At 69.0% G+C, this 14,637-nt stretch carries 12 protein-coding genes; 9 read left to right on the top strand and 3 right to left on the bottom strand.

The genetic code is table 11. The annotated features are described in order from the left end of the window. Positions 1-4 precede the first annotated feature (4 nt). Together A5645_RS23445 and A5645_RS23440 are read right to left on the bottom strand one after the other, a co-directional pair. Positions 5-3,349, bottom strand: a complete 3,345-nt coding sequence (locus A5645_RS23445) for a transglutaminase family protein (RefSeq protein ID WP_065131218.1) — start codon at positions 3,347-3,349, stop codon at positions 5-7. 108 nt (positions 3,350-3,457) lie between these two features. After that, positions 3,458-4,474, bottom strand: coding sequence for a hypothetical protein (locus tag A5645_RS23440; protein WP_065131217.1), 1,017 nt, complete (start codon positions 4,472-4,474; stop codon positions 3,458-3,460). Positions 4,475-4,629: 155 nt separating this feature from the next. On the opposite strand from A5645_RS23440, the gene A5645_RS23435 reads away from it, so the two are divergent. Both A5645_RS23435 and A5645_RS23430 read left to right on the top strand, forming a co-directional pair. Beyond that, on the top strand, positions 4,630-5,985 hold the full coding sequence (locus A5645_RS23435; protein WP_065131216.1) for a replication-associated recombination protein A: 1,356 nt from the start codon (positions 4,630-4,632) through the stop codon (positions 5,983-5,985). After that, complete coding sequence (locus A5645_RS23430; protein ID WP_065033705.1) at positions 5,982-6,317, top strand: YciI family protein; 336 nt, start codon at positions 5,982-5,984, stop codon at positions 6,315-6,317. Before A5645_RS23435 ends, A5645_RS23430 begins: the two co-directional genes overlap by 4 nt. 88 nt (positions 6,318-6,405) lie before the next feature. Here the strand turns inward: A5645_RS23430 and A5645_RS23425 are convergent, their stop codons facing one another. Next, positions 6,406-7,026, bottom strand: coding sequence for an antibiotic biosynthesis monooxygenase (locus A5645_RS23425; protein WP_065033704.1), 621 nt, complete (start codon positions 7,024-7,026; stop codon positions 6,406-6,408). Between the two features lie 155 nt (positions 7,027-7,181). Here A5645_RS23425 and A5645_RS23420 point away from each other — a divergent pair, with 155 nt between their 5' ends. The 7 genes from A5645_RS23420 to aroC all read left to right on the top strand — a co-directional run bounded on the left by A5645_RS23420 (position 7,182) and on the right by aroC (position 14,631). Next, on the top strand, positions 7,182-7,571 hold the full coding sequence (locus A5645_RS23420) for a secondary thiamine-phosphate synthase enzyme YjbQ (protein WP_172830597.1): 390 nt from the start codon (positions 7,182-7,184) through the stop codon (positions 7,569-7,571). Between the two features lie 114 nt (positions 7,572-7,685). Next, positions 7,686-10,391: an alanine--tRNA ligase gene (gene alaS / locus A5645_RS23415; RefSeq protein ID WP_065131215.1), complete on the top strand. Its 2,706-nt coding sequence runs from the start codon at positions 7,686-7,688 to the stop codon at positions 10,389-10,391. Further along, complete coding sequence (gene ruvX, locus A5645_RS23410) at positions 10,392-10,919, top strand: Holliday junction resolvase RuvX (RefSeq protein WP_065033701.1); 528 nt, start codon at positions 10,392-10,394, stop codon at positions 10,917-10,919. It begins immediately after the preceding gene. Continuing rightward, complete coding sequence (mltG, locus tag A5645_RS23405; RefSeq protein ID WP_065033700.1) at positions 10,912-12,147, top strand: endolytic transglycosylase MltG; 1,236 nt, start codon at positions 10,912-10,914, stop codon at positions 12,145-12,147. The genes ruvX and mltG overlap by 8 nt, the downstream gene beginning before the upstream one ends. Next, complete coding sequence (locus A5645_RS23400; protein ID WP_436405520.1) at positions 12,134-12,958, top strand: shikimate dehydrogenase; 825 nt, start codon at positions 12,134-12,136, stop codon at positions 12,956-12,958. The genes mltG and A5645_RS23400 overlap by 14 nt, the downstream gene beginning before the upstream one ends. A gap of 11 nt (positions 12,959-12,969) precedes the next feature. Then, on the top strand, positions 12,970-13,389 hold the full coding sequence (locus A5645_RS23395; protein WP_065131213.1) for an A24 family peptidase: 420 nt from the start codon (positions 12,970-12,972) through the stop codon (positions 13,387-13,389). Between the two features lie 33 nt (positions 13,390-13,422). Beyond that, the gene (gene aroC, locus A5645_RS23390; RefSeq protein ID WP_065131212.1) at positions 13,423-14,631 is read left to right on the top strand and encodes a chorismate synthase; all 1,209 of its coding nucleotides are present in this window, start codon (positions 13,423-13,425) and stop codon (positions 14,629-14,631) included. The last annotated feature ends 6 nt before the right edge of the window (positions 14,632-14,637 follow it).

The following is a 14,637-nucleotide window of genomic DNA, read 5'->3' as shown; positions in this document are numbered from 1 at the left end:
AACGTCACTGCTGCTGCACGGTACGCACCCGACGCAGGTCGAGGATGCCCGGCGCGCCGACATCGGTTAACAAACGCGCCTGTTTTTCCCGGAAGGCGGCCAGGTCGAGCTTGCCCGAGGTGAAGCCGGTCGCCTCGAAACGGCGGGCGCGGCGCGACTCGGCTTCCACGGCGTTGACGGGCGGCTCGTCGTAGGCGCGCCCCCCCGGATGCGCGACGTGGTAAGTGCAGCCGCCCCGCGAGGTTCCGGTGGTCAGGTCGATGAGTTCGAACTGCAATGGGACGTCGGTGGAGATGGTCGGGTGCAACGCGCTGGGCGGCTGCCACGCCTTGAATCGCACGCCGCCGACGTGGATGTCGGGGTTGTCGGTGGCCAGCAGCGGCACCGGGTAGCCGTTGCAAGTCACCGCATAGCGGTGCCGGTCGGCGCCGATGATCCGGACCTGAACGCGCTCCACCGACGAGTCGACGAAACGGGCGGTACCGGTGGCGGTGGACTCCTCGCCGAGGGTGTTCCACGGCTCGATGGCCCCGCGTAATTCGATCTCCACGCCGTCGAACACGGCGGTGCCGATGCGCGGGAAACGGAACTCGGTGAACGGGTCCAGCCAGCTGGTCTCGAACCCGATGCCTTGCGCACGCAGGTCCGCCGCGACATCGGCGATGTCATGAATCAGGAAGTGCGGCAACAGGTATCGCCCGTGCAGGTTAGCGCCGTGACGGATCAACGGGGCGCGCAGCGGCCGTTCCCAGAACCACGCCACCAGCGAGCGCACCAGCAGCGACTGGACCATCGCCATCCGCAGATGCGGTGGCATCTCGAAACCGCGCAGTTCCAACAGGCCCAGCCGGCCGCGCGGCCCCTCGGGGCTATAGAGCTTGTCGATGCAGAATTCCGCGCGGTGGGTATTGCCGGTGATGTCGGTGAGCAGGTGCCGCAACGCCCGGTCGGTCACCCACGGCTGCGGTCGGCCGCCTCCGAAAGACGGTGACAGACGGGCGATTTCGGCAAACGCGATCTCGAGTTCATAGAGCGCCTCGGCGCGGCCTTCGTCCACCCGGGGAGCCTGTGAGGTGGTGCCGACAAACCGCCCGGCGAACAGGTAGGACAGCGATGGGTGCCGCTGCCAGTAGGTCAGCAGCGAGACCAACAGGTCCGGACGGCGCAGCAGCGGCGAGTCGGCGGGTGTGACGCCCCCGAGCGTGATGTGGTTGCCGCCGCCGGTGCCGCCGTGGGTGCCGTCGATGTCGAACGACTCCGTGGAAAGCCGCGCCAACCGGGCTTCCTCGTAGAGCATCTCCAGCTGCCGGCGTTGTTCGTCGAAACTTGCGGTGGGCGCGACGTTCACCTCGATCACACCGGGGTCGGGGGTGATCGTCGTCGACGTCAGGCGCGGGTCCGGCGGCGGTGCGTAACCTTCGATGACGACGGGGGCGTCGGCCTTGGCCACCGCGTTCTCGATGCGGTTGATCAGGTCGATGAAGTCTTCCAGCGCGCCGGTGGGCGGCAGGAAGATGTAGAGCAGCCCGTCGCGGACCTCGGCCACCAGCGCGGTGGTGGGTGCGTTCTGCGGGTCGACCAGGGTGGCGGCCTCCCCGGTGCCGGCGGGGTCCGGTGATTCGCCCCGACCCACGGTTCCCGGGTCGGCGTCGAACTGGGCCGGCGGGGGAGTCCAGCTGATCGCGTTCAGCGGCAGGCGCAGACCGGCCGGCGAATCACCCTCGGTGAGCACCAGACGCCCGCGGCGAAGGCGCCAGTCGGCGCTGGCCCAGCCGCGGCCGTCGTCGCGGCGGTGCAATGGCAACACGTACGCCGACGGCGTGGTCACGGCCTCGTCGAGGCGGCCCAGCAGCGCAGCGCGGGCGGCGGCGCTGTCGTCGTCGAGATCGTCACCGGGCGGCACCGGGTCGCCGTCGGGCAACCGCACCGCGGCCGCCAGCCGCAGCAGCGGGTCCTCGTAGGCCGGGCGCACCTGGGTCAGCGGTAAACCCAGGCCCTCGGCGATGCCGGCCAGCACTTTGTAGGCCGTCTCGTTGTCGGCCGCGGCGGCGTCGGCGTCCCGCCGCCAGGGATCGGCCAGCAGCGCGTCGTTGGTCCACAGCGGCCGTCCGTCGGTGCGCCAATAGAGGCCGATCTGCCAGCGCGGCAACGGTTCTCCGGGGTACCACTTGCCCTGACTGCGCTGCACGAGGCCTTGCGGCGCCCACTGGGCCTTGAGCCGCGCGGCCAGCTCCGACGCCAGAATCCGCTTGTGCGGACCGTCGGCGGCGGTGCGCCATTCCGGGTCGACCTGATTGTCCACCGAGACGAACGTCGGCTCGCCGCCGACCGTGAGCCGTACGTCACCGGCGGTCAGGCGCTGGTCGACATGGCGGCCGACCGCGCAGATCGCCTCCCACGCCTCGTCGGTGTAGGGCAGCGTGACGCGCGGGTCCTCATGGACCCGGGTGACGGTGTTGGAGAACTCGAGCGTCGAGGTGCAGTGGTCGGTGCTGCCGGTGATCGGTGCCGCCGACGACGGGTGTGGGGTGGCGGCCAGGGGAATATGGCCTTCGCCGGCAAACAATCCCGATGTCGGGTCCAGGCCGATCCAGCCCGCGCCCGGGATGTACACCTCGGTCCACGCGTGCAGGTCGGTGAAGTCGGCGGCCGGCCCGGACGGCCCGTCGAGGGCCTTGACGTCGGAGGCCAGTTGCACCAGGTAGCCCGACACGAACCGGGCGGCCAGGCCGAGCTGGCGCAGGATCGACACCAGCAGCCAGGCCGAGTCCCGGCACGAGCCGACGCCGGTGCGCAGCGTGAAATCCGGTGTCTGGACGCCGGGCTCCATCCGCAGGCTGTAGGTGACATCGGCGTTGATGGCCCGGTTCAGCGCGACAAGGAAGTCGATGGTGCGAGTGCCCTCGGGCACGGAGAAGTTCTGCACCCACGCCTGGGCCAGGTCGCCGGGCCCCGAGCCGTCTCCGTCCTCGTCGACGGGCCGCATGAAGGGTTCCAGGTCGTGGGCAAGCGCCTTGGGGTAGAGAGATCCGTTGGCGGGGGCCCAGATCTCGGCCCAGTCCTCGATGAAGAAGTCGAATGGGTTGATCACCTTGAGGTCGGCGATCAGGCCGACCGTGATGGTCAGCTCCTGGGTCGGCTTGGGAAATACCAACCGCGCCAAAAAGTTACCGAGCGCGTCCTGTTGCCAGTTGATGAAGTGTTCGGCGGGTTCGACCCGCAGCGAATAGGCCTCGATCGGGGTGCGGGAATGAGGTGCCGGACGCAGCCGCACGACGTGCGGATAAACCTGGACCAGCCGGTCAAAGGTGTAGCTGGTGCGGTGCTCCAGCGCAACTTTGATACTCATAACCGCTGATCCCATCACAGAAGACTGCCGCCCGCAGCGCGCGCCGATATCGGCTTGCGTTGCGGGCGGCAGCTATTCGTCGGTCAGCCGCTCGTGGTGAACGGCTGGTCAGGCGTACTGCTGTCCCGGGTACTGTCCGGGCGGCGGACCGGCAGGGTAGCCGGGTTGTTGCTGGCTGTCCTCGACCACCTGGCCGCCGGTGAGCTTGCGGTAGGTGTAGACCTGGATCAGCGAGGCTACGGGCAGCGCGGCGATCAGGCCGACGAAGCAGGCGATCTCACCGACCAGCACCACCGCGTACTGCACCAGCCAGGACAGCGCGCTGGGCCCCAGGTTGGCGCGGACCGTTGCGAAGCTGGCCTTGATCGAGTCGACCGGCGACAACCCCTTGTCCACCACGAACGCGATCGCGAACTGCGCGAAGAAGGTGATGATCAGCGGGCCGACGAAGGTGCAGGAGGTCAGCACTGCGGCCAGACCCAGCAGCAGCGTGGCGAGCAGCACGCCGCCCACATTGCGCGGCTTGAAGAACGTTCCGATGCTGACCGGCCTGCCGTCGGCGATCTCCAGGGCGCCGGTGACCAGCGCGGCCTGCATGTACATCGCCACGAAGAACGCGGCGATGTAGCCGATGGTCAACACGATGTAGCTGATCGCCGAGAAGCTCGAGGTCGAGGCTTCGTAGGCATAGCCGCTGCCGTAGTCGTAGGTCGTCGTCGTGGTTTCCGATGTCGCCATCGCGATACCGAACGGGATACCGATGACCGCACCCAGCGCCACGAAATAGATCAGGGTGGGCACCGCCAGCGCGGCGATGTTCTGGGTGAACTTGGCCCACGCCCAGCTGAAGGCGTTGCCGACGCTGAAGTCGGAAACGGGTCCGCCACCGAAGCCCGCCGGATATCCGGGTGGGGGCGGTGGGGGTGCGCCCGGGCCGCCGTAGGGCGGCGGCGGCGGTGCGGTGTAGCCGGGGGCCTGGTAACCGCCGGACTGACCGGGCGGCGGACCCTGCGCTTGCCCGTAGTCGGGCGGGGGTGCGCTGTGGCGCCCCGGAGGTGGCGGGTAGCCGGAATGGCCACCCTGAGGGTCGGACGGATTGCCTGGATATTCTGGCGGCTGGCTCATTGCTGTCCTATTTGCCTCGTAGTTCGCTTCCGATCGGGGCGTAGCAAAGCGGAACTTAGCAAATATGTGCCCAACACGCCCGCATTGGCAGGCTTCTGGCTGAGGCATTTATTCAGGGCCGCGTCCGCTCGTCCTGCCCGGCTGCGCCGCGTGGTATGCCTGAAGTCGTGTCCGACGGTCTGTTCGACCTGCCCGGTGCCCCGGAATCGGCCGATCACAGCCTGAGCGTGTCGGGTGCCGGCGCGCCCCTGGCCGTACGCATGCGTCCGGCGTCGCTGGACGAGGTGGTCGGGCAGGAGCATCTGTTGGCGGCCGGGTCGCCGTTGCGTCGGCTTGTCGAGGGATCCGGTGTCGCGTCGGCCATTCTGTACGGCCCGCCGGGCAGCGGCAAGACAACCCTGGCGGCGCTGATCTCGCACGCCACCGGCCGCCGCTTCGAGGCGTTGTCGGCGTTGTCCGCCGGCGTCAAAGACGTTCGCGCGGTAATAGATAAGGCGCGGACGGCGTTGCTGCGCGGCGAGCAGACCGTGTTGTTCATCGACGAGGTGCACCGGTTCTCCAAGACTCAGCAGGATGCGCTGCTGGCGGCGGTGGAGAACCGGGTGGTGCTGCTGGTCGCGGCAACGACCGAGAATCCCTCCTTCTCGGTGGTGGCGCCGCTGTTGTCGAGATCGCTGATCCTGCAATTGCGGCCGTTGACCCCCGACGACATCCGCACCGTGGTGCAGCGGGCGATCGACGATCCGCGCGGACTGGGCGGACAGGTCACCGTTGCGCCCGAAGCGGTCGAGCTGTTGGTGCAACTGGCGGCCGGTGATGCCCGGCGCGCGCTGACCGCGCTCGAGGTGGCCGCGGAGGCTTCCGATCACGTGGTCGTCGAAACCATCGAGCGGTCCCTGGACCGGGCCGCGGTCCGCTACGACCGGGACGGCGATCAGCATTACGACGTCGTCAGCGCCTTCATCAAGTCGGTACGCGGCTCGGATGTGGACGCCGCGCTGCACTATCTGGCCCGCATGCTGGTGGCGGGAGAGGACCCGCGATTCATCGCGCGCCGGCTGATGATCCTGGCCAGTGAGGACATCGGCATGGCGGACTCGACGGCGCTGCTGGTGGCGGTCGCCGCCGCGCAGACGGTAGCGCTGATCGGTATGCCTGAGGCCCAGCTGACGTTGGCGCACGCGACCGTTCATCTGGCCACCGCCCCCAAGTCCAATGCCGTGACGACGGCGCTGGGCGCGGCGATGGGGGACATCAGGGCCGGCAAGGCCGGTCTGGTGCCACCCCACCTGCGCGACGGGCATTATTCGGGCGCCGCGGCGCTGGGCAATGCTCAGGGTTACAAGTACTCCCACGACGACCCGGATGGCGTTGTGGCTCAACAGTATCCGCCGGACGAGCTGGTGGGTGTGGACTACTATCAGCCCACCGGTCGCGGCGGTGAACGGGAGATCTCCGGCCGCCTGGACCGGTTGCGTGCGATTATCCGTGGGAAGCGGGGCCGGGCATGAGAACCTTCACCGACGACGAGATGGCCCCGTTGCTGGCCACTGCCAAGACCTACAGCGTGGTGATCCTCAAACGCGGGCCCAACTACGGCGACGAGACCGCGACGCCGATCATCTGGGAGCACGGTCGGCGTAATTTCGGATTGCGCGATGACGGGGTGCTGGCGGTGGTGTTGCCCACCACCGACGAGTCCGACGTCTGTGGCGTGGGCGTTTTCGCCGCGTCGGTGCAGGAGACGACGGCGATCATGGACGAGGATCCGGGCGTCGCGGCGGGGGTGTTCGGCTACGAGGTGCACCCGTGCCTCGGTTTCCCCGGCGACGCGCTGCCCTAGGGTTGCCCCGCGAGCAGACGCAAAAGCCCCCGACACGCCGAGCGTGCGGGGGCTTTTGCGTCTGCTCGCGCTAGTTACCGCGCGCTAGCTACACCAGCTCCGGCACCCGTAGGTGAGCCAGCGCCAGCTCGAACTCGCCCACATCGTCCTGGTCGATGCCAAGATCGCGCAGCATCGCGGTGCGCAGCGACCGGGCCGACTCGGCGCTGCGCTCCATCGCATCGACGCTGTCGTAGGTCACCGAGGCCACTGCCCGGGCCGACGTAGTGTCCACCAGCAGGCTCGCGCTACAGAAGCCGTCGAAGTCCTCGACCGCCGGCAACACCGCCCACCGGTAGAAATCAAGCGCGCGCTCGAATTGCTCGGGCCGCGCCCGCAGCCAGGTGGCGCGTACGCAGGCGCCCGGGCCAGAGTGATGGTCGCGATGCAGCGAAGCGATGCGCCATTGGTCGACGACCGCGCTGCCGCCGAAGACCTCGACCGCGCGATAGCGCACCGGCCACAGCCGCTCGGCGCTCGCCTGCATCGCGGACTCCGACTCCCAGGAACTGGTGGCGATGCACCGGCCGGAGTCACGGTCGACCAGCAACGAGATGCCGAGGCACCCTTCTATCTCTCGGAGGGCCGGCATCACCACGTCGCGAACGTGGGCGATGCCCATGTTGATCGATGAGCGTTGTGCCTGAATGGTGGTGGAGCGTGCGTACACGGCCGACCCCTCCTTATGTTCGGAGCGGCGCCCGCGGGAATCGGAATAAGGCGCCGCGCGGTCCCACCACCCACCTTCCTCCCGCCGGCCGGGTGTGGCAATGGTCACATCGCGGAATCCCTGGCCGTCGTAGGCTTTATTGAATGCAGACCGACGTGCTTGATGTCGACACTTCGCGCCGCCAGATCGTCGATCTGACCGACGCGCTACGCAGCTTTTGCTCTTCGCTGGGTGATGGCCTCTGCAATGTGTTCGTCCCGCACGCGACCGCGGGGGTCGCCGTCATCGAGACCGGTGCCGGCTCCGACGACGACCTGGTGGACACGCTGGAACGACTGCTGCCGCGCGACGATCGCTACCGGCACGCCCACGGCTCGTACGGCCACGGGGCCGATCACGTGCTGCCGGCGATCGTCTCGCCGTCGGTGACGGTTCCCGTCACCGCGGGCGAGCCGCAGCTGGGCACCTGGCAGAGCGTCGTGCTCGTCGACCTCAACCGCGACAATCCGAAGCGGTCGGTCCGGTTGAGCTTCGTCGAAGGGTAAATGCGAGGCTAAGCGGGCCGAAATACGACTTCGGCAGCCATGCTGCGGCGAATAGGCTGGTAGCGACCGCGACCATGCGCGCGGACATCAAGGACCGGAATTAAGGAAGCGGAAGTGCAGACACACGAGATCAGGAAGCGGTTCCTTGATCATTTCGTGAAGGCGGGTCACACCGAGGTACCGAGTGCCTCGGTAATCCTGGATGACCCCAACCTGTTGTTCGTCAATGCCGGCATGGTGCAGTTCGTGCCGTTCTTTCTGGGCCAGCGCACCCCGCCGTATGCGACCGCGACCAGCATCCAGAAATGCATCCGCACCCCGGACATCGACGAGGTGGGCATCACCACCCGGCACAACACCTTCTTCCAGATGGCCGGCAACTTCTCGTTCGGCGATTACTTCAAGCGTCGGGCCATCGAACTCGCCTGGGCGCTGCTGACCAACCCGGTCGACGACGGCGGGTACGGGCTCGACCCGGAAAAGCTGTGGGCCACCGTCTATCTGGACGACGATGAAGCCGCGGGGCTGTGGCAGGAGATCGCCGGGTTGCCGGCCGAGCGGATTCAGCGCCGCGGCATGGCCGACAACTACTGGTCGATGGGTATCCCGGGCCCCTGTGGGCCGTCGTCGGAGATCTACTACGACCGTGGCCCCGAATTCGGCGTCGACGGTGGTCCGATCGCCAACGAAGACCGCTACCTCGAGGTATGGAACCTCGTATTCATGCAGAACGAGCGCGGCGAGGGCACCTCGAAAGAGGACTACGAGATCCTCGGGCCGTTGCCCCGCAAAAACATCGACACCGGCATGGGCGTGGAGCGCATCGCGCTGGTCCTGCAGAACGTGCACAACGTGTACGAGACCGACCTGCTGCGCCCGGTCATCGATCTCGTCGCCGCCCGGGCTCCCCGCGGCTATGACATCGGCAACCACGCTGACGACGTCCGCTACCGCATCATCGCCGACCACAGCCGCACCGCCGCCATCCTGATCGGCGACGGCGTCAGCCCCGGCAACGACGGCCGCGGCTACGTGTTGCGCCGCCTGCTGCGCCGGGTCATCCGGTCCGCCAAGCTGCTGGGCGTCGACGATCCAGGCAGCCCGATCATGGGCGACCTGATGGCCACCGTGCGCGACGCGATGGGCCCGTCGTATCCCGAGCTGGTCACCGACTTCGAACGGATCAATCGGATCGCGGTCGCCGAGGAAACCGCGTTCAACCGCACCCTGGCGTCAGGGTCCAGGCTGTTCGACGACGTCGCCGGTGCCACCAAGTCCGCGGGTGCCACCGCGGTCTCCGGCTCCGACGCGTTCACCCTGCACGACACCTACGGGTTCCCGATCGAGCTGACCCTGGAGATGGCGGCTGAATCGGGGCTCACCGTCGACGAGGCCGGCTTCCGTGAACTCATGGCCGAGCAGCGCCAGCGGGCAAAGGCCGACGCCGCCGCGCGCAAGCACGCGCACGCCGACCTGACCGCCTACCGCGAGCTGGTCGACGCCGGCCCGACGGAATTCACCGGCTTCGACGAGTTGACCTCGGAAGCCAAGATTCTCGGCATCTTCGTGGACGGCAAGCGGGTGCCCGTGGTCTCGCACGGCGACACGGCCGAGGCCGACCGGGTTGAGCTGATCCTGGACCGGACCCCGCTGTACGCCGAGTCCGGTGGGCAGATCGCCGACGCCGGCAGCATCAGCGGCGTCGGGTCCGGCGGCAGCGCCCGAGCGGCGGTCACCGACGTGCAGAAGATCGCCAAAACCCTGCACGCGCACCGGGTCAACGTCGAGTCCGGCGAATTCGTCGAAGGCGACACCGTTGTCGCGTCGGTCGACCCGGGCTGGCGCAGGGGTGCCACCCAGGGTCACTCCGGCACCCATATGGTGCACGCCGCGCTGCGGCAAGTGTTGGGCCCTAACGCCGTTCAGGCGGGGTCCCTGAACCGGCCGGGGTATCTGCGTTTCGACTTCAACTGGCAGGGGCCGTTGAGCGAGGAGCAGCGCACCCAGATCGAGGAGGTCACCAACGAAGCGGTGCAGGCCGACTTCGAGGTGCACACCTTCGAGGAGCAACTTGACAAGGCCAAGGCGATGGGCGCGATGGCCCTGTTCGGCGAGAGTTACCCCGACCGGGTGCGGGTGGTCGAGATCGGCGGACCGTTCTCCCTGGAATTGTGCGGCGGCACCCATGTGCACAACTCGGCGCAGATCGGCCCGGTGACCATCCTCGGCGAGTCGTCCATCGGTTCCGGGGTGCGCCGGGTGGAGGCGTACGTCGGGCTGGAATCCTTCCGGCACCTGGCCAAGGAACGCGCGTTGATGGCCGGCCTGGCGTCGTCACTACGAGTGCCCTCGGAAGAGGTGCCCGCCCGGGTGGCGAGCCTGGTGGAGCGGCTCAAAGCGGCCGAGAAGGAACTCGAACGGGCGCGGCTGGCGAACGCCCGCGCGGCGGCCACCAACGCCGCAGCCGGAGCCGAGCGCATCGGTAACGTCCGGGTGGTGGCGCAGCGCATGTCCAGCGGTATGACGGCGGCGGACCTGCGTTCCCTGGTCGGTGACATCCGCGGCAAGCTCGGCAGCGATCCTGCCGTGGTGGCGCTGATCGCCGAGGGCGAGAGCCAGACCGTCCCCTACGCCGTGGCGGCCAATCCCGCCGCGCAGGACCTGGGATTGAACGCCAACGACCTGGTCAAGCAGCTCGCTGCCGCGGTCGACGGGCGCGGCGGCGGCAAGGCCGACCTGGCGCAGGGCTCCGGCAAGAACCCGACGGGCATCGACGCCGCACTGGACGCGGTTCGGGCAGAGATAGCGCGGGTTGGCTGAGTGGTCGAATCACCGCAGAAGTCAGGGCGACGCGACCCGCACCCTGACCGGCCCGGAGAGTCAGACCCAGGCCGGGGCCGGCGCCTCGGAATAGACGTGGGCACCGTGCGCATCGGCGTGGCGGCCAGCGACCCGGACGGCATTTTGGCCACCCCGCTGGAGACCGTGCGCCGCGACCGGTCCGGAAAGCATGTCCGCCGGCTGGCCGCGCTGGCCACCGAGCTGGAGGCGGTCGAGGTGATCGTCGGCCTGCCCCGCACGCTGGCCGATCGCATCGGTCAGTCCGCCCAGGACGCCATCGAGGTGGCCGGCGAGCTCGCTGAACGGGTCGCGCCCACGCCGGTGCGGCTCGCCGACGAGCGGTTGACCACCGTCACCGCGCAGCGTTCGCTTCGGGAGGCCGGTGTCCGCGCCAAGCAGCAGCGGTCGGTGATCGACCAGGCCGCCGCGGTGGCGATCCTGCAGGGGTGGCTTGACCAGCGTCGCGCCCTGATCGGTGGCCCCGGCGCAGAAGCGGCCAATGTCTGAGCGCGAAAAGGCCAAGCCCGCGGCGGTGAGCGCGAGCCGGCATCGCAAGTCGCGGACCGACCGAAAAAAAGCTGAGCGCACCCGCCGCAGGCGGCGGTTCGCCGGGGGTTTCGCGGTCGGACTCCTCGTCGTCGTGGTGGTGGCCGCGGTGCTGGTCGGCTCGAAACTGTGGCACATGGTGTCGGGCAACGAGGACGACTTCACCGGCGACGGCAAGCGCGACGTCGTCATCCAGATCCAGGCGGGTGACTCGACCACTGCGGTCGGGCAGACGCTGCTCGAGCGCGGCGTGGTGCGTACGGTGCGTGCGTTCGTCGACGCCGCCCACGGAAATGCCGCGATCACCGCGATTCAGCCGGGGTTCTACCGCATGCGCACCGAGATCCCGGCGGCCAATGCCGTCAAGCGGCTGATCGACCCGAACAGCCGGGTGGGCAGGCTGGTGATCCCAGAAGGGCGCCAGCTCGACGACACCACCGACATGAAGACGAATAAGACGACACCCGGGATATTGACGCTGATCTCCCGGGCCACCTGCGTTGACCTCGACGGCAACGAGCGTTGCGTGTCGGTCGCCGACCTGCGCACCGCGGCCGGCAAGAGCACGCCGGCGGCACTGCAGGTACCGGACTGGGCCGTCGAGCCGGTGCGGGAACTCGGCGATGATCACCGGCGGCTGGAAGGCTTGGTCGCGCCGGGCACGTTCAACATCGACCCGGCGGCATCGGCCGAGACGATCCTGGCGAGCCTGATCAACGCCGGCAGCATGTCTTACCTCACCTCGGGGCTGGTGGACACCGCCAAGTCGCTGGGCCTGTCGCCCTACGACATCCTGGTGGTGGCGTCGCTGGTGCAGCAGGAAGCAAACGTGGGCGACTTCGCGAAGGTCGCCCAGGTCATCTACAACCGGCTGCACGAACACCGCAAGCTCGAGTTCGATTCGACCGTGAACTACCCGCTGGACCGTCGCGAAGTGGCGACCACCGACGCCGACCGCTCGCTACGGACCCCATGGAACACCTACATGGCCGAGGGGCTGCCGGCCACGGCGATCTGTTCACCCGGTGTCGACGCGTTGCAGGCAGCCGAACATCCCGCGCCCGGCGACTGGTTGTACTTCGTCACCATCGATGCGCAGGGGACGACGCTGTTTACCCGGGACTATCAGCAGCATCTGGCGAACATCGAGCTGGCCAAGCACAACGGTGTCCTCGATTCCTCCCGCTAGCACCGCCGGAGCCGCTCGTAAAGCGGCCGTGCTGGGCAAACCGATCGCCCATTCCCGTTCCCCGCTGTTGCACCTGGCCGCCTACCGCGCGCTGGGGCTGACCGATTGGACCTACGAACGCATCGAGTGCGACGCCGAGGAACTGCCGGAGGTGGTGGCCGGCTTCGGGCCGGAATGGGTCGGGCTGTCGGTCACGATGCCGGGCAAATTTGCCGCCCTGCGGTTCGCCGACGAGCGCACCGGGCGCGCCGAACAGGTCGGCTCGGCCAACACCCTGGTGCGCACAGCGACCGGCTGGCGGGCCGACAATACCGATATCGACGGCGTGGCCGGGGCGCTGGGGCCACAGCACGGGCATGCGCTGGTGTGTGGCTCGGGCGGAACGGCCCCGGCGGCCGTGGTGGGGCTGGCCACGCTGGGCGTCAGCGGCATCACCGTGGTGGCCCGCGATCCGGACAAGGCCGCGCGGCTGGTGGAGCTGGGTGCCCGAGTGGGTGTCGCGACTCGGTACTGCGGCCTGGACGACGCCGGCCTGGCCGACGAAGTAGCCGCCGCGGCGGTCCTGGTCAGCACCATTCCGGCCGATGTGGCCGCACGCTATGCCGACACGTTCGCCGCCGTCCCGGTGCTGTTGGACGCCATCTACGACCCGTGGCCCACGCCGCTGGCGGCCGCCGTCGGCGCCGCCGGTGGCCGGGTGGTCAGCGGCCTGCAGATGCTCTTGCACCAGGCGTTCGCGCAGGTCGAGCAGTTCACCGGCCTGGCCGCGCCGCGCGAAGCGATGACTTGCGCCCTGGCCGAATTGGATTAACCTGCCGCTGCATGCGAATCGCAGCGGCGGCCCTGGTGCTGGCCTGGATGGCGGTCCTGTGTTGCTTCGACATCCGGCAGCGACGGCTGCCCAACGTGCTCACCCTGCCCGGCGCCGCGGTGATCCTGGCCGGCGCGGTACTGGCGGGGCGCGGTGTCCCGGCGCTGGCCGGTGCGGCGGCGCTGACCGCGGCGTATCTGCTGGTGCACCTGGTCGCCCCCGGGGCGATGGGCGCCGGCGACGTGAAGTTGGCGATCGGGCTGGGCGGTCTGGCCGGGTGCTTCGGCGTCGACGTGTGGTACCTCGCGGCGATCGCCGCACCGCTGCTGACCGCGTCGGTCGCGGTGGCCTGCCGCGCGCACGCCGTTCCGCACGGTCCGTCGATGGTGGCCGCCACCGCGGCAGCGGCGGGCTTGGCTCTGCTGGATTAACTGGCGCTGAGTCGTACATGGGAAGATGTTCGGGTGTTGCGCTGGATCACTGCCGGGGAGTCCCACGGCCGCGCGCTGGTAGCCATGGTCGAAGGCATGGTCGCCGGCGTGCACGTCACGTCGACAGAAATCGCCGACCAATTGGCCCGCCGCCGCCTGGGCTACGGGCGCGGCGCCCGGATGAAGTTCGAGCGCGACGCCGTGACGATCCTGGCCGGTGTGCGCCACGGCAGCACGCTGGGCGGACCTATTGCCGTCGAGATCGGCAACACCGAATGGCCGAAGTGGGAAACCGTGATGGCCCCCGACCCGGTGGACCCCGCCGATCTGGAAAACAGCGCGCGCAACGAACCGCTGACCCGGCCGCGGCCTGGCCACGCGGACTACGCGGGCATGCTCAAGTACGGCTTTGACGACGCCCGGCCTGTGCTGGAGCGAGCCAGCGCCCGCGAGACCGCCGCCCGGGTGGCAGCCGGCACCATCGCGCGGGCGTTCCTGCGTCAAGCCCTCGGCGTCGAGGTGCTCTCGCACGTCATCTCGATCGGGGCGTCGGCACCCTACGACGGCCCGCCGCCGCGCGCCGAAGATCTGCCCGCCATCGACGCCAGCCCGGTCCGGGCCTACGACGCACAGGCCGAGAAATCGATGATCGCCGAGATCGAGGCGGCCAAGAAGGACGGCGACACCCTGGGTGGGGTCGTGGAGGTGGTGGCCCTGGGTCTACCGGTCGGCCTGGGCTCGTTCACCAGCGGCGAAAACCGGCTCGACAGCCAACTGGCCGCCGCGGTGATGGGCATTCAAGCGATCAAGGGCGTTGAGATCGGCGACGGTTTCGAGACCGCCCGCCGCCGCGGCAGCCGCGCCCACGACGAGATGTATCCGGGACCCGACGGCGTCGTGCGCTCGACCAACCGCGCCGGCGGACTCGAGGGTGGCATGACCAACGGCCAGCCGCTGCGGGTGCGCGCGGCGATGAAGCCGATCTCCACCGTGCCCCGTGCCCTGGCCACCGTCGACATGGCCACCGGCGACGAGGCCGTCGCCATCCACCAGCGCTCCGACGTGTGCGCGGTGCCGGCCGCCGGCGTGGTGGTCGAAACGATGGTTGCGCTGGTGCTGGCCCGCGCGGCGCTGGAGAAGTTCGGTGGTGATTCGCTGACCGAAACCAGGCGCAACATCGAGGCCTACCAGCGCACGGTCGCCGACCGGGAGGCCCCGGCCGCCCGCGCCGCCGGAAGCTAGCCGCCG

It is taken from the genome of Mycobacterium asiaticum (assembly GCF_001673635.1).
Classification (GTDB): domain Bacteria; phylum Actinomycetota; class Actinomycetes; order Mycobacteriales; family Mycobacteriaceae; genus Mycobacterium; species Mycobacterium asiaticum_C.
This window is presented reverse-complemented; position numbering and strand designations above follow the sequence as displayed.